The sequence below is a fragment of the Streptomyces sp. NPDC051320 genome (assembly GCF_040682175.1).
Lineage (GTDB): Bacteria > Actinomycetota > Actinomycetes > Streptomycetales > Streptomycetaceae > Streptomyces.
Window position 1 is genome coordinate 115,116 of record NZ_JBFBAL010000014.1, and the last position, 17,061, is coordinate 132,176.

The window sequence follows — 17,061 nt, forward strand, 5'->3', positions numbered from 1 at the left end:
CATCGACGGCGACATTTTCCTCGGCGGGCCCGTTCGACCAGGTGCGGGCGCCGACTCGCCGGACGCGGCGGAAAGCGCCCCCGCGTTGTCCGCCGCCGTGCCGGGAAGGCAGGATGACCGCCATGACGCACGCGATGCTGAAGGGCTCGAACGTCCCGCTGGACGCCATGGCGGTACGGGCCGTGCTCCGCTGGACGCCGGGCCCCGACATCCCCGACATCGACGCGTCCGCGCTGCTGCTGGGGCACGGTGGCCGGGTGCGCTCCGACGAGGACTTCGTCTTCTACAACCAGCCGCGCCATCCGTCCGGGCTGGTCCGGCGGCTGCCCAAGAAACGGGCGGGCGCCGGTCTCACCGACACCGTCGAAGCGGATCTGGCGGCCCTCGATCCCTCGGTCGAGCAGGTGGTACTGGCCGCGTCCACCGATGACGCGCCGTTCCTCGCCGTACGGGATCTGCGCATCCTGCTGTACGACGCCGCCGCGCCTGCCGACGGCGACGCGCCGGCGCTCGCGGTCTTCGACATACAGCCGGAGACCGGGCAGGAGACCGCGATGATCTGCGGCGAGCTCTACCGTCGCGGGGACGGGTGGAAGTTCCGGGCGGTGGGCCAGGGGTACCCGACCGGGCTGGTCGGCCTCGCCACCGCGTTCGGCATCTCGGTGGACGAGACGGAGGCGGACGGGACGGCGGAAGCGCAGCCCCGGCCCGAGCCGCAGCCGCACCGGGCGGCCGCCGCGGTCGCCGCTCCGCCCGAGCAGGTCACCGCGGTCACCGCCGCCCTGCCGCAGCCGCCGCCTCCGCAGACCGCGCCGCCGGCCGCCTACCCGCTGCCACAGCCACAGCCGGCGGTGGCCCAGCCCGCGCGCTCGGCATCCGAAGGACCATATGGGAGCCGAGACGGAGCGCCGCACAGTGGCTACCCCCAGCCGGCCGCCGCGGCGGCACCCGCTCCCGATCCGTACTTCGAGCTGCCGCCGATGGGGCCGCAGTTCCTGCCCCGGTAGGGCAGGCCCGGCCGCTCCGCCCCCCGTACCGCGCCCGAGGTTTCGTGCGGTGCTCAGATCTTGCTCTTGTAGCCGCGGCCCCACTGCAGCCCCCACCCGTAGAGCCGGTCGAGCTCGGCCTGGAAGCCGTACACGAACTTCACCTCGCGGCGGACGACCAGGTCGCCCTTGACGTTCTCGACGGAGAACACCGCGCAGGAGCGGGCCTGCGGGTGCCGTTCCTCCAGCTGGATCTCGATCCGCGGCCCGTTGCTGGGGTAGAGCGTCACGATGGCGTGAGTGCGGTCGAAGGCCGGCGTCTGGTCGTAGATGTAGACGAAGACCAGCAGTCGCTTGATCTTCTCGCGGTGGTCGAGGTTGATGAAGATCGTCTCGCCGGACGGCGCCCCGAACCGGTCGTCGCCGCTGAGCTGCACGTACGGCGGTTCGTTGAGACCACCGAAGAGGCTGCCCAGCGGCTGCACCACGCCCTTGCTGCCGTCCGTGAGCTCGTAGAGGCACCCCAGATCCAGGTCGACGTTGACGACGCCCTGCGTGTGCGCCTGCACCACATCGGGCTGCAACGCCCTGAGCGGGTGCCGGAGCAGGCTGGCGTTCGGCCGGCTCCGGCCGCCGATGTCCGATGTGCGCATCCGCCACGACAGGTTGACCCGCAGGTTCCCGGTGGTCGCCCCCTGCTTGGTGAGCGACACCACCGGGTGCCGTTTGGTGAGCTCGATGGCGTTGGACGCGGCGTTGCCGGAGTCGAAGTGTGGACCACGCTCCCGTCGCAGACCGTCCCAGAAGGCCATGCGCCCCACCCCCAGCTGTTCGGTGACTCTTCCCCGGTGCTTCCCGTGCCGACCCCACGCCGAACGGGGCGGCCAGGAGGCTGACGCGTCCTGGCCGCCCCGTTCAGAGCGTTCCGCAATCCCTTACGGGTCACACCCCGGAAGGGACTTCCGTCTTGTCTCCGGCGCCTTCCCCGCCGCCTTCCGCCTCGATCCGCCGGTTGCGGCGGACGGACGACCAGAAGGACCAGGCGATGAGGACGACACCGACGAGACCGGTGATGACCTCGTTGATCTCGTACTGAATGGTGACGAGCAGGATGCCGGACAGCGCGCCGATGGCGTAGTGCGCGCCGTGCTCCAGGTAGACGTAGTCGTCCAGGGTGCCCTGGCGGACCAGGTAGACGGTGAGCGACCTGACGTACATGGCGCCGATACCGAGGCCGAGCGCCATCAGCACGATGTCGTTGGTGATGGCGAAGGCGCCGATGACACCGTCGAAGGAGAAGGACGCGTCCAGCACCTCGAGGTAGAGGAACATGAAGAACGCCGCCTTGCCGGCCAGCACCACCGCGGCGACGCTCGAGCCGGACTTCCTGGCCTCTTCCTCGGCCTCCTGCTCGCGCTCCTCCTCTTCCTCGAGACGGTTCTCGAAGAAGCCGGAGAGACCGCCCACCACGAGATAGGTGATCAGACCGGCGATCCCCGAGATGAGGACGGTCTGCGCCTTGTCCGCATGCACGCCGCCGTGCTGGTGGGCGTGGGCGGCGACGGTCATGGACGAGACCAGCAGCACGATCAGCGCGATGCAGACCGAGAGCATGTCGACCTTGCCCAGCTTGGCCAGCGGGCGCTCGATCCAGCGCAGCCACTGGACGTCGCGGTCCTCGAAGATGAAGTCGAGGAAGATCATCATGAGGAACATGCCACCGAAGGCGGCGATCGACGGATGCGCGTCGGTCACCAGCTGCTGGTAGTGGTCCTTCTCGTTGACCGCGAGTTTGACCGCTTCAATCGGATTGATCTTGGCGCTGATCGCGACGACCACGACCGGGAACACCAGTCGCATGCCGAAGACGGCGATGAGCACACCGACCGTGAGGAAGATCTTCTGCCAGAAGGCATTCATCTTCTTCAGGATTCCGGCGTTGATCACCGCGTTGTCGAAGGACAGCGAGATCTCGAGGATGCCCAGGATCGCCACAATGCCCAGGGCGGTCCATCCGTCGTAGATCACCGCCACGGCAAAACCGATCACGGTGATCACGAGTGACCACCCGAAGGTCTTCAGAAGCACTGGCTACCCCATCGTGTGTGTACGGGTTCCCCCGCGCCGTGCGCGGCGTTGCACAACATTCTCCCGGGGTACCGCCCCCGGGCCCCCAGCACGAAATCCCGGGGCCTCCCGGACTTGAACCGTGCCGGAAGAATGCTTTAGGAAACATTGACCCCGAAGTCTAGGGCGATGCCCCGCAGCCCCGACGCGTACCCCTGCCCAACGGCCCGGAACTTCCACTCGCCGCCATAGCGGTAGAGCTCGCCGAAGATCATCGCGGTCTCCGTGGAGGCGTCCTCGCTCAGGTCGTAGCGGGCGAGTTCCTGGCCGTCGGCCTGGTTCACCACCCGGATGAAGGCGTTGGCGACCTGCCCGAACGTCTGACCGCGGTTGTCCGCGTCATGGATCGAGACCGGGAAAACGATCTTGTCGCAGTGCGCGGGCACCGCGGAGAGGTCGACAATGATCGACTCGTCGTCACCCTCGCCCTCACCGGTGAGGTTGTCACCGGTGTGCTCGACCGAACCGTCCGGGCTGGTCAGCTGGTTGTAGAAGATGAACCACTCGTCGCCGAGCACCCGGCCGGACTGGCACAGCAGCGCGCTGGCGTCCAGGTCGAAGTCCGCTCCAGTGGTGGAACGTGCGTCCCAGCCGAGCCCGACCAGCACTTGCGTGAGGTTGGGTGCGGCCTTGGAGAGGGAGACATTGCCTCCCTTGGCGAGCGTGACGCCCATGATCGTTTTCCTCCCCGACGGTACGAACGGTTGGCGATACGAACGGTTGGCGAGCGCGTCCGGCGCCGCACGGATGTGCGGCGCCGGACGAGGGAACTTCCTGCTCAGACGTTGACGCCGAAGTCCTGCGCGATGCCGCGCAGGCCCGAGGCGTAGCCCTGGCCGATGGCGCGGAACTTCCACTCCGCACCGTTGCGGTAGAGCTCGCCGAAGACCATGGCGGTCTCCGTCGAGGCGTCCTCGCTCAGGTCGTAGCGCGCGAGCTCGGAGTTGTCGGCCTGGTTCACCACGCGGATGTACGCGTTGCGGACCTGGCCGAAGCTCTGCTGGCGGGTCTCGGCCTCGTAGATCGAGACCGGGAACACCACCTTGTCGACATCGGCGGGGACGCCGGCGAGGTTCACCTTGATGACCTCGTCGTCGCCCTCGCCCTCACCGGTGAGGTTGTCACCGGTGTGCTCGACCGAGCCGTCGGGGCTCTTGAGGTTGTTGAAGAAGACGAAGTTCGAGTCGTTGGCGACCTTGCCCTCGGTGTTCGTCAGCAGTGCGCTGGCGTCGAGGTCGAAGTCGCCACCGGTGGTGGTGCGTGCGTCCCAGCCGAGACCGACGATGACCGCGGTCAGATTGGGCGCGGCCTTGGTCAGCGAGACGTTGCCGCCCTTGCTGAGGCTGACTCCCACGAGTCCTCCCAAATGGTGTCGAGGGGCCGAGGAGGGCCCTGCCCCCGTTTTGCCAGACATTTCTTACGTCGTACCGGATCAACGATTCGATCCTAGTGACCGGTTCCCGGACTCGGCAGGCTCTTGACCGACCGGTTCGGAGGGTGTCCGGTCAGAGGGTGTCGAGCGCCTTGACGTACTCGTTCAGGTCGCGCGCGTCGGGCAGACCGTTGACCACGGTCCAGCGGACGACGCCCTCCTTGTCGATGATGAAGGTTCCCCGCACCGCGCACCCCTTGTCCTCGTCGAAGACGCCGTAGGCCCGGGAGGCCTCACCGTGCGGCCAGAAGTCCGAGAGCAGCGGGTATTCCAGGCCCTCCTGCTCGGCGAAGACCCGCAGCGTGTGGATGGAGTCGTTGGAGACGGCGAGCAGCTGCACCTCGTCATTGACGAACGCCGGCAGTTCGTCGCGTAGCGCGCAGAGTTCGCCGGTGCAGACCCCGGTGAAGGCGAAGGGGTAGAACAGCAGCACCACGTTCTTCGCGCCGCGGAAGTCCGACAGCCCGACCGTCCGGCCGTGGTTGTCCTTCAGCTCGAAATCCGGGGCTTTCGTGCCGACCTCGATCGCCATGGAAACTCTTCCCTTCGGTGGGGCCATTCGAATGATGTCCACCCTAGGGCGAGCGCCGATCCCCGCCCGGGGCGGGGCGGCAGGGCAGAGCCCCCGCCGGCGGACTCGCCGGCGGGGGCTCGGGCTCACGACGACTCAGCGCTTGCCCGACTTGGCCACCTTCGGCGTGATCAGACGGCTTCCCGTCCAGTCCTTGCCCGCATTGATGCTCTTGGTCTGGGCAAGACCGGCGGTCTGCGAAGCCTCGTTGATGTCGCTCGGCTCGACGTAACCGTCACGGCCGGTCTTGGGGGTCAGCAGCCAGACCGCGCCGCCGTCGTCGACCAGACCGATGGCGTCAACCAGCGCGTCCGTAAGGTCGCCGTCGTCCTCGCGGAACCACAGCACGACGGCGTCAGCCACGTCGTCGTAATCCTCGTCGACGAGTTCCTGGCCGATGACACTCTCAATACCCTCACGGAGTTCCTGCTCGACGTCGTCGTCGTAGCCGATCTCCTGGACCACTTGTCCGGGCTCGAACCCCAGGCGTGCTGCCTGATTGGTCCGCTCCTCCGCGTGGTCCGCGGTCGCGCTCACGGTTTGCCTCCTGATCGTTTTTGGAAATGCGTCAGCCACGCGCGTGCGCGGGGCGTTGGCGGTAGTCCACACGGACGGGACCGATCGCGCAAGTACCCCGCGTCCGAGACAGCCGAAACGGTGACGATTAGATACAGCTCGTCCCAACTCCGGGCAGGTCCGGACGACGTCACGTGACGCACGCCACACTGTTCATCCTGATTTGCGAGCTTACGCCGCTTCGTTACGTCCATGATGGCCGCACGGGCTTTGGAACGCTTGAGCGTGCCGGGCGTAAGATTGCGATTTGGCCGGACCCATCCCCCGCCTTCGGACGGGAAATCCCGCCGAGCGGTGGTTACCCCTCGGTAGAGATGACGTTTGCGTCCCTGCGGTACACGATGGAGGCGGCGTACACCCGTATGGCACCGACCCGTATCGCACCGACCGAACAGCGAAGGAACAGCGTGGCTTCCGGATCCGATCGCACCCCGATCATCATTGGCGGCCTTCCGAGCCAGGTCCCGGACTTCGATCCCGAAGAGACCCAGGAATGGCTCGACTCACTCGACGCCGCCGTCGACGAGCGAGGCCGTGAACGTGCCCGCTACCTGATGCTCCGTCTGATCGAGCGCGCGCGCGAGAAGCGTGTGGCCGTGCCCGAGATGCGCAGCACGGACTACGTCAACACCATCGCCACCAAGGACGAGCCGTTCTTCCCCGGGAACGAGGAGATCGAGCGCAAGGTCCTGAACGCCACCCGGTGGAACGCGGCCGTGATGGTCTCGCGCGCCCAGCGCCCCGGTATCGGGGTCGGCGGCCACATCGCCACCTTCGCCTCGTCCGCCTCGCTGTACGACGTGGGCTTCAACCACTTCTTCCGTGGCAAGGACGACGGTCTCGGCGGCGACCAGGTCTTCTTCCAGGGGCACGCGTCCCCCGGGATCTACGCCCGCGCCTACCTCCTCGACCGGCTCTCCGAGCAGCAGCTCGACGGTTTCCGCCAGGAGAAGTCGAAGGCGCCGGACGGCCTGTCCAGCTACCCGCACCCGCGGTCGATGCCGGACTTCTGGGAGTTCCCGACCGTGTCCATGGGCCTCGGTCCGCTGGGCGCGATCTACCAGGCCCGGATGAACCGCTACATGGAGGCACGCGGTATCGCCGACACCTCCAAGTCGCATGTCTGGGCCTATCTCGGCGACGGCGAGATGGACGAGCCCGAGTCGCTCGGCCAGCTCTCCATCGCGGCCCGTGAGGGCCTGGACAACCTGACGTTCGTGGTGAACTGCAACCTGCAGCGGCTCGACGGTCCGGTGCGCGGCAACGGCAAGATCATTCAGGAGCTGGAGTCGCAGTTCCGCGGAGCCGGCTGGAACGTCATCAAGCTGATCTGGGACCGGAGCTGGGACCCGCTGCTCGCCCAGGACCGCACCGGCATCCTGGTCGACAAGCTGAACCGGACGCCCGACGGCCAGTTCCAGACGTACGCCACCGAGACCGGCGCCTACATCCGGGAGCACTTCTTCGGCGACGACCAGCGGCTGCGCTCCATGGTCGAGGGCATGACCGACGAGCAGATCCTGCACCTGGGCCGCGGCGGCCACGACCACCGGAAGGTCTACGCGGCCTATGCGGCGGCCAAGGCGCACAAGGGCCAGCCGACGGTGATCCTCGCGCAGACGATCAAGGGCTGGACGCTGGGGCCGAACTTCGAGGGCCGCAACGCGACGCACCAGATGAAGAAGCTGACGGCCGAGGACCTGAAGCGCTTCCGCGACCGGCTGCACCTGCCGATCGCGGACAAGGAGCTGGAGGACGGCAACCCGCCGTACTACCACCCGGGCCGGGACTCCGAAGAGATCCAGTACATGCACGAGCACCGCAAGTCCTGCGGTGGGTACGTACCGACCCGGGTGGTGCGCGCCAAGCCGCTGCCGCTGCCCGGCGACAAGGCGTACGCGACTGCGAAGAAGGGTTCGGGTCAGCAGTCGATCGCCACCACCATGGCGTTCGTCCGTGTCCTGAAGGATGTGATGCGGGACAAGGAGATCGGCAAGCGGTTCGTGCTGATCGCCCCCGACGAGTACCGCACGTTCGGGATGGACGCGTTCTTCCCGAGCGCGAAGATCTACAACCCGCTCGGTCAGCAGTACGAGTCCGTCGACCGTGATCTGCTGCTCGCGTACAAGGAGTCGCCGACCGGTCAGATGCTGCACGACGGCATCTCCGAGGCCGGCTGTACGGCGTCGCTGATCGCGGCCGGTTCGGCCTACGCCACGCATGGCGAGCCGATGATCCCGGTGTACGTCTTCTACTCGATGTTCGGCTTCCAGCGCACCGGCGACCAGTTCTGGCAGATGGCCGACCAGCTCGCCCGCGGCTTCGTGCTCGGCGCCACGGCCGGCCGCACCACACTGACCGGTGAGGGCCTGCAGCACGCGGACGGCCACTCGCAGCTGCTGGCGTCGAGCAACCCGGCGTGCGTCGCCTACGACCCGGCCTACGGGTACGAGATCGCGCACATCTTCCAGGACGGTCTGCGCCGGATGTACGGCGGGACGCCCGAGGAGAACGAGGACGTCTTCTACTACCTGACCGTCTACAACGAGCCGATCCAGCACCCGGCGGAGCCCGCTGACGTCGATGTCGAGGGCATCCTCAAGGGCATCCACCGCCTCCAGCGCGGCGAGAAGGGCCAGATCCCGGCCCAGATCATGGCGTCCGGTGTCGCGGTGCCGTGGGCGATCGAGGCGCAGCGGATCCTCGCCGACGAGTGGGACGTCAAGGCCGACGTCTGGTCCGCGACCTCCTGGAACGAGCTGCGCCGCGACGCCATCGATGTGGAGCAGCACAATCTGCTCCACCCCGAGGAGGAGCAGCGCGTCCCGTACGTCACGCGGAAGCTCGCCGACGCCGAGGGGCCCTTCGTGGCCGTGTCGGACTGGATGCGCGCGGTGCCCGACCAGATCGCGCGCTGGGTCCCCGGCACCTACCAGTCGCTGGGCGCGGACGGCTTCGGCTTCGCGGACACCCGGGGTGCGGCCCGCCGCTTCTTCCACATCGACGCCCAGTCGATCGTCCTCGCGGTGCTCACCGAGCTCGCCAAGGAGGGGAAGATCGACCGCTCGGCGCTGAAGCAGGCGCTCGACCGCTACCAGCTCCTGAACGTCTCCTCGGCCGACCCGGGTGCGGCGGGCGGCGACGCGTAGCACTCGTCCGGCACGCGACCGCGGAGGGCGGCGGGACCCTGGGGGTCCCGCCGCCCTCCGGGTTTCCTTACGATGCGCTGCATGAAGCAGCAACCAGCTCAGATGCGGTGGGAGCGGCGCACACAGTGGCCGTTGCTGGCGCTGGCCGTCGCTTTCGCCGTCGCCTACTCGGTGCCGATCATCGCGCCCGGCTCCCATTCGGTGTGGCGTGCGGTGTGTTCGGTGACCGAATGGGTGGTGTGGGCGGCCTTCGCGGCCGACTATGCGGTCCGCCTCGCGCTGACACCCGACCGGAAGTTCTTCGTCCGCACCCATTGGCTGGATCTGCTGGCCGTGTTGCTGCCGCTGGCCCGGCCGCTCAGGCTGCTGCGGCTGGTCTCCACGCTGGCCCTGGTCGGGCGGCGCGCCAGGATGGCGCCGCAGATCCAGTTGACGACGTATGTGGGCGGCGCGGTGGTCGGCCTGTTGATGTTCGGGTCGCTGGCCGTGCTGGAGGCCGAGCGGGACGCGCCGAACGGCAACATCAAGACGCTCGGCGACGCGGTGTGGTGGTCGTTCACCACCATGACCACGGTCGGATACGGGGACCACTCGCCCACCACCGGGCTCGGCCGGGTGGTCGCGGTGGGGCTGATGATTTCGGGGATCGCGCTGCTCGGGGTGGTCACGGCGAACATCGCGGCCTGGTTCATCTCCCGGTTCGAGCGGGACGACGAGGAGGAGCACCGCCGTACCGCCGCGATCGAGGCGCTCACCGCGGAGGTGTCGTCGCTGCGGGCGGCCGTCGCGGCGCTGGCCGCCGACCGGGCGGACCCGGCCGCGGACGGGACTCCGCCCGCGCCGACGGCCGCCGTCAGTTCTCCCAGATCTTGAACGCCCTCACCTGATAGGGCGATCGCGGCAGCCAGGTCCCTCCGCCGGGGTACGTGTCGAACTCGCCGGTGTCCGCGCACTCCTCGGACTGGTACGTGGTGACCGGCCGCCCGGTGCGGTTGGCCACGGCCTGCGCGGTGGTCCCCGTGGGGAGGACCACGCAGCTCTCGATGTCGGTACCGGACAGTTCGAAGGTGCGGCGGGCGCCCTTGAAGTCGGCCCGCTCCCAGAGGCAGAGCTGACCGGCCGCGCAGTCCCCGAGCCGGGGCCGGGCCGACGCCGGTGCGGGCTGCGGGGCAAGGACCGCGGTGGCCAGGAGCACGGCGGGCACGGCGGTACGCAACAGGTTCCTGCTGTTCATGTTCATCCCCCGGGTTGTACGGATCAGTTGACGCGACCGGCTGACCGCAGCCGGTTGACCGCAGTCGGTTGACGGCAGCCGGTTGACCGCAGTCGGTCGGCCAGTCGGTTGACCGCAGCCTGATCCGCAGCGGGGTGTCACCGGAAGGGGCGACCGCGTACACCACCCGGATAGGCGACAGCCCCGCCGGAACCGTCCGGCGGGACTGTCGTGGCGCGAGGTTGACGCCATGCCCGGGTCGGTGCCGAGCCGGTCCGGCGTCAGATGTGCGCGGCGCCCGCACCCGCTTCCGCGTTGTCCCCGCGCTTGGTGAGCAGCGCCACGAAGATCGCGACGGCGGCGACCCCCGCGGCCACCAGACAGGCCAGACCCATGCCCGAAATGAAGGTGTCGTGCGCGACGTCGGTTATCTTCGCGGCGATCGCGGCCGGAGTGTTCGGCGGCACCGGGGCGCTGCCGACCTGGACTGCCTGCGAGGCCTGGTCCAGCTGCTCGGGCTTGAGCGGCGGGAGCTTGGCCGCGGCCCAGTTGCCGGGCAGCGCGCTGTCGACCTTCGACGCCATGACGGCGCCGAGCACCGCCGTACCGAGGCTGCCGCCGATCTGCATGGCCGCCTGCTGCAGACCGCCCGCGACTCCGGAGAGTTCCATCGGGGCGTGGCCGACGATGACCTCGGTCGCGCCGACCATGACCGGCGCGAGGCCGAGGCCGAGCAGCGCGAACCAGACCGACATGGCGACGCTGCCGGTGTCGGTCTCCAGTGTGGACATGCCGAACATGGCGACCGCGGTGAGCAGCATCCCGCCGGCCAGCGGAATGCGCGGGCCGAGTTTGGTGATCAACGCGCCGGCCAGCGGCGAGCCGACGATCATCATGCCGGTGAGCGGCAGCAGATGGAGGCCGGCGTCGACCGGGCTCATCCCGTGCACGTTCTGCAGGTAGAAGGTGACGAAGAACAGACCGCCCATGAAGGCGATGGCCATCAGCACCATCAGCACCACACCGGCCGACAGCGGCACCGAGCGGAACAGCCCCAGCGGGATGAGGGGTTCCGCGACCTTCGTCTCCCAGAGGGCGAAGAGCGCGAAGCACACCACGGCAACGAGCAGGAAGCCCCACACCTTGCCGTCGCCCCAGCCCCACGCCGGGGCCTTGATGAGCGCCCAGACCAGGCAGAACATGGCCGCCGACAGCAGCACGATGCCCAGCAGGTCGAAGGAGCGCGGGGCGTTCTCGGCGCGGTGGTCCTTGAGGATCACCAGGCCCATGACCAGCGCCACCACACCGACCGGCACATTGATGAAGAAGACCGACTGCCAGCTGACGTGCTGGACGAGCAGACCACCGATGATCGGGCCGCCGGCCGTGGAGGCGCCGATGACCATGCCCCAGAGGCCGATGGCCATGTTGAGCTTCTCGGCGGGGAAGGTCGCACGCAGCAGGCCGAGGGCGGCCGGCATCAGCAGGGCGCCGAACAGACCTTGCAGCACCCGGAAGGTGACGACCAGGCTGACGCTCCCGGAGAAACCGATGGCGCAGGACGCGGACGCGAAGCCCACCACTCCGATGAGGAAGGTCTGCCGGTGTCCGAAGCGGTCGCCGAGCTTGCCCGCGGTGATCAGGGTCACGGCGAGGGCAAGGAAGTAGCCGTTCGTGATCCACTGGACCTGGGCGAAGGTCGCGCCGAGGTCCTTCTGGATGGCCGGGTTGGCGATCGCGACGATGGTGCCGTCGAGCGCGACCATCATCACGCCGATGGCCACGGAGATGAGCGTCAGCCAAGGGTGGCCACGGAGCCCCTTGGCCGGCGGGCCCCCGGCATCCCGCGGCGCCTGTTCAACGGTGGTCTGACTAGTCATACAAGCCAGACTAATGTCAGTCTCTGACAGTTGACCAACCGATTGACCCGCCGAGCGCTGTCAGGTGGGTCACAGGTAATCTGAGGGATTCCCGGACAAACATACAGAAAGCGGAAAGTGGGTCGACGAGTGACGATCGAGCAGACCGACCAGCCGGCGCCGGGCGCGCCGACAGGTCTTCGGGAGCGCAAGAAGCAGCGCACCCGCGACGCTCTGCTGCGCGCCGCCCTCGAACTCTTCACCACGCAGGGGTACGAGCGCACGACCGTCGATGAGATCGCCGACGCCGTGGACGTCTCCCAGCGCACCTTCTTCCGCTACTTCGCCAACAAGGAGGAAGTGGCCTTCGCCGTGCAGGACGTGGTCGACTCCTATTACGCCACCGCGCTGCGCGCCCGGCCGCCCGAGGAGAGCCCGTTCGAGGCGATGCGCAACGCGGTGCTCCAGTCCTGGGACAGCATCGGCCAGGCGATCGAGGACCTGGTCCCGGTCGACCTCTACCTGCGGACCTGCCGGCTGATCGAGTCCTCCCCCGCGCTGTTCGCGGTCCACCTGCGCCGCTGGGCCGAGATGGAGGAGAAGATCGCGCAGCTGATCGCCGAGCGCGAGGGCCTCGACGTGCACACCGATCCCCGGCCACGGGTGGCGGTGGCCGCCTTCACCGGGGTGATGCGGGTGACCGAGCAGCTGTGGGGCAGGGGGCCGGACGTCAGCGTGACGGCCATGCGGGAGCTGACCGTTCGTCATCTCGACCAGATAGGCCCTGCGTTGGCAGGGAACTGGCGTACGACAGACGCACACGGTGCGTAGCCATCCGGATTCATTCCCCCGTTAAAACGTGATGTCAGTCACTGCCTTCGTGAGGGCACCCCCCTGTCTCCTAGGGTGGTGCCCAGTGACTTCCTTGGACTCCTCCCCCACGCTCACCGTCTGGCGCACGCTGCTCGCGCTCGCGGTGGTTTTCGTCATGCTCGCCACGACCGGATGGACCGCGGCGCATCACCGAAGAACCCCCGGCCCACGCGAGGCGGCACTCACGGCCTGGGGGCAGGGCACCATCGCCGGTCACCACCTGCCCGCCGCTGACGCCTCACCGTCCCGGCTGAAGGAATTCTTCGCCACGCTGAGCGCCGCCCAGCGCATCCGGCTCGCCGACCGCTACCCGCTGGTCGTCGGAAATCTCAACGGCGCGCCGGTGACCCTCCGTTACCAGGCCAATCATCAGGCGCTGCTCGATGCCCGTACCGAGGAACGCCGACGGCTGACCGATCCCTCGCTGAGCGCCGACGGTCACCGGAACGCGGTGCGCACCTACGACCGCTACACGGCACTGACGCAGGACGGCCGGCAGATCATCGCGTTCGACCCCACGGGCACCGGTCGGGTCGCCGAAGTCATCGGCGATCTCCAGCGCGCCGAGCACGTCTCGGTCGTCGTCCCCGGCGTCGACACCAATCTGCTGACCTTCCAGCGGGACCAGCGCCCGTACTCGGCGCCGCTGGGCATGGCCAAGTCGCTGTACGCCGCCGAGCACAAGGAAAGACCCGCGGCTCACACGGCGGTCATTGCCTGGGCCGACTACACCTCACCCGTCGGCATCGGGGTGGACGCCGCCATCGGCCGGCTCGCCGAGGACGGCGCGGTACGGCTGCACGCGCTCATCGACGCACTGCCGGGAAACGCCCCGGTCGCGCTGGTCTGCCACAGTTACGGGTCCGTGGTGTGCGGCGTGGCCGCGCACCACCTGTCCACCCGGGTCAGCGACATCGCCGTCGCGGGAAGCCCCGGGATGCGGGCCGAAAGCGCCGCCGGACTGCGCACCGACGCACGGATCTGGGCGATGCGGGACAGCGACGACTGGATCCAGGACGTTCCGCATCTGGATGTCGGCGGCCTCGGGCACGGCGCCGACCCGGTGTCGGCGGACTTCGGCGCCCGAGTCGTCTCGGCGGGCCGGGCTCACGGCCACGCAGGCTATTTCCAGCCGGGCACCGAAAGTCTCAGCAATTTCGCCGCGGTGGGTCTCGGCGACTTCGCGGCGGTGAGCTGCGCGGACGGAAGCGACGCCTGTCACAGTTGATTTTGCGGTGACAGGCGGGACGAACGCGCGTAGAAGCCCGTACATCCGGTCCGGCGCCGAGGGGCGACGCGCGGGCGCACGCCCCCTACGATGTGGCACATGGGTGATGTTCTGGCCGGAATTCAAGCCACTTGGGAGTTCGCGACAGGCTCCGTGCTCATCCGCTTCGGACGGGGGATCCGCACGCCAAAGCTCTTCTCGGCGCTGCGCGGACGCCGTATCCCGCACGAAGCGCTGGAGTCCGTGACCCTCACCGGGGGCAGACGCGGGACGGTCGTACTGCAGGCGGTGCCACGCGCGGGCGCCGATCCACTGATGGAGGCCGCCTCCGGCCAGCTCAAGAAGGAGTGCGACCCCTACCGTCTGGTGCTGCCCGCCGAGCGGGGGACGCTGGCCGAGTACTACGCCGAGGAACTGACCGCCCGGCTCGCACCCGATGCCGGCGAACCGGCCGACCGCTTCCTGGTGGCGGCGCCCGAGGCGCCGCTGCACTTCAAGGCGTACGACGGCAAGGCGTCCTTCGACGGCACCCAGGTGTCCTTCCGCTGGTCCTGGACGGGAGCCTCGTCCGCCAAGTGGAAGTGCGGCGACCAGCGCATCCCGGTCACCGAGCTGACCGGCGTCGACTGGCGCTCCCCCGAAGCCTTCGACGGCTATCTGCGTCTGCTGCGCCGCGGCGACGCGAACGTCCCGCAGGCCGACCAGGACCCGGCGGCCGTTCTCTTCGGCCTGGGCTACGGCCCGGTGCACGAGTCGCTGCCCTTCGCCGCCGCCGTACTCGGAGCGGCCCGGAACGCCAGGAAGGCCCCGGTGCCCGCGGTAGCCGTCGGGCGCCGCGATCCCGCCGACATCGCGGAGCGGATACGACACCTCGGCGAACTGCACCAGTCGGGGCTGGTGACCGACGAGGAGTTCCACCTGAAGAAGGCGGAACTCCTCGCCGAGCTGTGACGTCCTGCGGGCCCTATTCGCGGGCGGCCGAGGTCGACGACATGTCCGGGTAGCGGTCACCCGCGACCTGCCCGGCGATCGGCTCCAGCAGCGCCAGTTCGTCGGTGGACAGCCGGAGCCGGGTGGCGCCGGTGTTCTCCAGCAGACGGCTGCGCTTACGGGTGCCCGGGATCGGCACCACCGCGAGGCCGTGCACCTCGGCCCGCTGCTGCACCCAGGCGAGGGCCACCTGGGCGGCCGTCGCGCCGTGTGCCGCCGCGATCTTGTGCACCGGTTCGAGCAGCGCCGCGTTGGCCCGGGCGTTGTCTCCGGTGAAGCGGGGCTGGTACGCGCGGAAATCGCCGCCGGACAGCTCCTTGGAGGCGTCTGCGAACGAGCCGGTGAGGAAACCCCGGCCGAGCGGTGAGTACGGCACCACGGCCACCCCGAGCTCGGCGGCCGCGCCCGAGGCGCTGATCTCGATGTCACGGCTGAACAGCGACCACTCGGACTGCAGCGCGGTGATCGGGTGCACCGCGTGCGCCTCGCGCAGCTCGGCCCCGGTCACCTCGCTGAGCCCGAGGTACTTGACCTTGCCCGCCTGCACCAGCTCGGCCATCGCGCCGACCGACTCGGCGAACGGGACGGCGGGGTCGCGGCGGTGCATGTAGTAGAGGTCGATCACCTCGACGTTCAACCGGCGCAGGCTGGCCTCGACGGCCTGCCGGATGTAGGCCGGGTCGTTGCGCACCGCCCGGTAGTCGGGGTCGTCCGCGCTCCGCTCGATGGCGAACTTGGTGGCCAGGGTGATCTCGTCGCGGTGCGCGGCGACGAACGGCGCGAGGAACTGCTCGTTGGCCCCCGAGCCGTAGATGTCGGCCGTGTCGATCAGAGTGACGCCCGCCTCGACGGTGGCCTCCAGGGTGTCCCTGGCCGCCGCTTCGTCGGTGTCCCCGTAGAACTCGCTGATGCCCATGGCACCGAAGCCCTGCACACCGACCTCGGGCCCGTTGTGGCCCAGCTGCACCTTGCTGATCTTCTCGATGCTCATCAGGTTCTAGAACCTCTCCGACGCCCGGCGGGCGTCCGCGTAAAAGCCGATCTTGGTGTCGAGCACGGCGAGGGTGTCCTGCAGCTCCGCGATGCGCGTCCGTACATCACGGCGGGTCTGCTCCAGAAGTTCCTGCCGGGCTTCGAAGGTGTCCTCGCCCTCGCGTGCCAGCTCGGCGTAGCGGACCATGTCCGCGACCGGCATTCCGGTCAGCCGCAGCTTGCCGACGAAGGCGAGCCAGTCCAGGTCGCGATTGGTGAAGCGGCGCTGACCGGTGTGCGACCGGTCGACGTGCGGCATCAGACCGATCCTCTCGTACCAGCGCAGGGTGTGCGCGGTGAGCCCGGTGAAGGCGACGACCTCGCTGATCGTGTACTGATCCGCCCCGTCAGGACGCCTGCCCCGGGTGGACGGCGCCGCACAGAGGTCCACCGCGGTGTCCGTTGCGGTGGGCCCGGACACGGTCTCGGTCACAGTCATGCGGTCCCAGCTCCTTCGTCCTCGCGACACCGTCAACGCTAGATCCTTGGAGTGCACTCCAAGCAAGCGAAATCAGGGAGAACTTTCCCCGGCGGTACGGCTAGCCTGCGGCGCTATGAGCCCCGCCCGCCGCGCCACCCCCGACGACGCCGGCGAACTGGTGCGCCTGCGCACGATCATGCTGGACTCGATGGCCGGGAAGCCGAACCCGGACACCGGCTGGCAGCCGGCCGCCGTGGACACCCTGCGCGCGAAGCTCGCGGATCCGTCGGGCGACCTCACCGCGTTCGTCGCGGACCGACCGGACGGCGGTGGTCTGGCGTCCTGTGTGGTCGGGACGATCGAGTACCGCCTCGGCGGCCCGGGAAACCCCCAGGGCGTGAGCGGCTACGTGTTCAGCGTCGCCACCGACCCGGACATGCGCCGCCGCGGCCTCTCCCGGGCGTGCATGGAGGCGCTGCTGGACTGGTTCCTGGAGCGCGGGGTCCGGAAGATAGACCTGCGTGCCTCGCCATCCGGTCTGCCCCTCTACGCCTCGCTCGGCTTCGTACGGACCCCCGATCCGGCGATGCGGCTCACGTGGTAG

17 protein-coding genes are annotated in these 17,061 nt (G+C 68.9%); 7 read left to right on the forward strand and 10 right to left on the reverse strand.

Annotation, left to right across the window (positions count from 1 at the left end; genetic code table 11):
- Positions 1 to 122: 122 nt before the first annotated feature.
- A complete protein-coding gene (locus tag AB0M87_RS27450) occupies positions 123 to 1,007 on the forward strand; it encodes a TerD family protein (RefSeq protein ID WP_365857593.1) in 885 nt (294 codons plus the stop codon).
- Between the two features lie 53 nt (positions 1,008 to 1,060).
- Here the strand turns inward: AB0M87_RS27450 and AB0M87_RS27455 are convergent, their stop codons facing one another.
- The 6 genes from AB0M87_RS27455 to AB0M87_RS27480 form a co-directional block, all read right to left on the reverse strand.
- Complete coding sequence (locus AB0M87_RS27455; RefSeq protein WP_365857495.1) at positions 1,061 to 1,798, reverse strand: Tellurium resistance; 738 nt, start codon at positions 1,796 to 1,798, stop codon at positions 1,061 to 1,063.
- A 130-nt stretch (positions 1,799 to 1,928) separates the two neighbouring features.
- Positions 1,929 to 3,074, reverse strand: coding sequence for a DUF475 domain-containing protein (locus tag AB0M87_RS27460; protein ID WP_365857497.1), 1,146 nt, complete (start codon positions 3,072 to 3,074; stop codon positions 1,929 to 1,931).
- A 137-nt stretch (positions 3,075 to 3,211) separates the two neighbouring features.
- Entirely contained in the window at positions 3,212 to 3,787 is a 576-nt protein-coding gene (locus AB0M87_RS27465) for a TerD family protein (RefSeq protein ID WP_365857499.1), read from the reverse strand.
- 104 nt (positions 3,788 to 3,891) lie between these two features.
- Positions 3,892 to 4,467, reverse strand: coding sequence for a TerD family protein (locus AB0M87_RS27470; RefSeq protein WP_365857501.1), 576 nt, complete (start codon positions 4,465 to 4,467; stop codon positions 3,892 to 3,894).
- A gap of 151 nt (positions 4,468 to 4,618) precedes the next feature.
- Positions 4,619 to 5,077: a peroxiredoxin gene (locus AB0M87_RS27475; protein ID WP_365857503.1), complete on the reverse strand. Its 459-nt coding sequence runs from the start codon at positions 5,075 to 5,077 to the stop codon at positions 4,619 to 4,621.
- Positions 5,078 to 5,212: 135 nt separating this feature from the next.
- The gene (locus AB0M87_RS27480) at positions 5,213 to 5,653 is read right to left on the reverse strand and encodes a DUF3052 domain-containing protein (protein ID WP_365857505.1); all 441 of its coding nucleotides are present in this window, start codon (positions 5,651 to 5,653) and stop codon (positions 5,213 to 5,215) included.
- A 446-nt stretch (positions 5,654 to 6,099) separates the two neighbouring features.
- On the opposite strand from AB0M87_RS27480, the gene aceE reads away from it, so the two are divergent.
- Together aceE and AB0M87_RS27490 are read left to right on the forward strand one after the other, a co-directional pair.
- Positions 6,100 to 8,841: a pyruvate dehydrogenase (acetyl-transferring), homodimeric type gene (gene aceE, locus AB0M87_RS27485; protein WP_365857507.1), complete on the forward strand. Its 2,742-nt coding sequence runs from the start codon at positions 6,100 to 6,102 to the stop codon at positions 8,839 to 8,841.
- 81 nt (positions 8,842 to 8,922) lie between these two features.
- On the forward strand, positions 8,923 to 9,714 hold the full coding sequence (locus tag AB0M87_RS27490) for a potassium channel family protein (protein ID WP_365857509.1): 792 nt from the start codon (positions 8,923 to 8,925) through the stop codon (positions 9,712 to 9,714).
- Here AB0M87_RS27490 and AB0M87_RS27495 read toward each other — a convergent pair.
- Together AB0M87_RS27495 and AB0M87_RS27500 are read right to left on the reverse strand one after the other, a co-directional pair.
- Positions 9,695 to 10,075 carry a peptidase inhibitor family I36 protein gene (locus AB0M87_RS27495; RefSeq protein ID WP_365857511.1) on the reverse strand — a complete coding sequence of 127 codons (381 nt, stop codon included), beginning with the start codon at positions 10,073 to 10,075 and terminating at the stop codon, positions 9,695 to 9,697. The two genes, AB0M87_RS27490 and AB0M87_RS27495, sit on opposite strands and share 20 nt — an antisense overlap.
- A gap of 260 nt (positions 10,076 to 10,335) precedes the next feature.
- Positions 10,336 to 11,934 carry an MFS transporter gene (locus tag AB0M87_RS27500; protein ID WP_365857513.1) on the reverse strand — a complete coding sequence of 533 codons (1,599 nt, stop codon included), beginning with the start codon at positions 11,932 to 11,934 and terminating at the stop codon, positions 10,336 to 10,338.
- A gap of 129 nt (positions 11,935 to 12,063) precedes the next feature.
- Here AB0M87_RS27500 and AB0M87_RS27505 point away from each other — a divergent pair, with 129 nt between their 5' ends.
- The 3 genes from AB0M87_RS27505 (at position 12,064) to AB0M87_RS27515 (ending at position 14,965) form a co-directional block, all read left to right on the forward strand.
- The gene (locus tag AB0M87_RS27505; protein WP_365857515.1) at positions 12,064 to 12,744 is read left to right on the forward strand and encodes a TetR family transcriptional regulator; all 681 of its coding nucleotides are present in this window, start codon (positions 12,064 to 12,066) and stop codon (positions 12,742 to 12,744) included.
- Between the two features lie 85 nt (positions 12,745 to 12,829).
- Positions 12,830 to 14,014, forward strand: coding sequence for an alpha/beta hydrolase (locus tag AB0M87_RS27510; protein ID WP_365857517.1), 1,185 nt, complete (start codon positions 12,830 to 12,832; stop codon positions 14,012 to 14,014).
- Positions 14,015 to 14,113: 99 nt separating this feature from the next.
- Positions 14,114 to 14,965, forward strand: a complete 852-nt coding sequence (locus AB0M87_RS27515) for a DUF4429 domain-containing protein (protein WP_365857519.1) — start codon at positions 14,114 to 14,116, stop codon at positions 14,963 to 14,965.
- Between the two features lie 13 nt (positions 14,966 to 14,978).
- On the opposite strand, the gene AB0M87_RS27520 is transcribed toward AB0M87_RS27515, so the two are convergent.
- Positions 14,979 to 15,995 (reverse strand): aldo/keto reductase, encoded by a 1,017-nt coding sequence (locus AB0M87_RS27520; RefSeq protein WP_365857521.1) that lies wholly within the window; start codon positions 15,993 to 15,995, stop codon positions 14,979 to 14,981.
- A 6-nt stretch (positions 15,996 to 16,001) separates the two neighbouring features.
- The gene (locus tag AB0M87_RS27525; protein WP_365857523.1) at positions 16,002 to 16,475 is read right to left on the reverse strand and encodes a MerR family transcriptional regulator; all 474 of its coding nucleotides are present in this window, start codon (positions 16,473 to 16,475) and stop codon (positions 16,002 to 16,004) included.
- A 115-nt stretch (positions 16,476 to 16,590) separates the two neighbouring features.
- Between AB0M87_RS27525 and AB0M87_RS27530 the strand changes: the two genes are divergently transcribed.
- The gene (locus tag AB0M87_RS27530) at positions 16,591 to 17,061 is read left to right on the forward strand and encodes a GNAT family N-acetyltransferase (protein WP_365857525.1); all 471 of its coding nucleotides are present in this window, start codon (positions 16,591 to 16,593) and stop codon (positions 17,059 to 17,061) included.

What these genes read in the sequence shown, in the direction of transcription:
- AB0M87_RS27450 (WP_365857593.1), top strand. Translation starts at nt 123, where the DNA reads ATGACGCACGCGATGCTGAAGGGCTCGAACGTCCCGCTGGACGCCATG.
- AB0M87_RS27455 (WP_365857495.1), bottom strand. Translation starts at nt 1,798, where the DNA reads ATGGCCTTCTGGGACGGTCTGCGACGGGAGCGTGGTCCACACTTCGAC.
- AB0M87_RS27465 (WP_365857499.1), bottom strand. Translation starts at nt 3,787, where the DNA reads ATGGGCGTCACGCTCGCCAAGGGAGGCAATGTCTCCCTCTCCAAGGCC.
- AB0M87_RS27475 (WP_365857503.1), bottom strand. Translation starts at nt 5,077, where the DNA reads ATGGCGATCGAGGTCGGCACGAAAGCCCCGGATTTCGAGCTGAAGGAC.
- AB0M87_RS27490 (WP_365857509.1), top strand. Translation starts at nt 8,923, where the DNA reads ATGAAGCAGCAACCAGCTCAGATGCGGTGGGAGCGGCGCACACAGTGG.
- AB0M87_RS27495 (WP_365857511.1), bottom strand. Translation starts at nt 10,075, where the DNA reads ATGAACAGCAGGAACCTGTTGCGTACCGCCGTGCCCGCCGTGCTCCTG.
- AB0M87_RS27500 (WP_365857513.1), bottom strand. Translation starts at nt 11,934, where the DNA reads ATGACTAGTCAGACCACCGTTGAACAGGCGCCGCGGGATGCCGGGGGC.
- AB0M87_RS27515 (WP_365857519.1), top strand. Translation starts at nt 14,114, where the DNA reads ATGGGTGATGTTCTGGCCGGAATTCAAGCCACTTGGGAGTTCGCGACA.
- AB0M87_RS27520 (WP_365857521.1), bottom strand. Translation starts at nt 15,995, where the DNA reads ATGAGCATCGAGAAGATCAGCAAGGTGCAGCTGGGCCACAACGGGCCC.
- AB0M87_RS27525 (WP_365857523.1), bottom strand. Translation starts at nt 16,475, where the DNA reads ATGACTGTGACCGAGACCGTGTCCGGGCCCACCGCAACGGACACCGCG.
- AB0M87_RS27530 (WP_365857525.1), top strand. Translation starts at nt 16,591, where the DNA reads ATGAGCCCCGCCCGCCGCGCCACCCCCGACGACGCCGGCGAACTGGTG.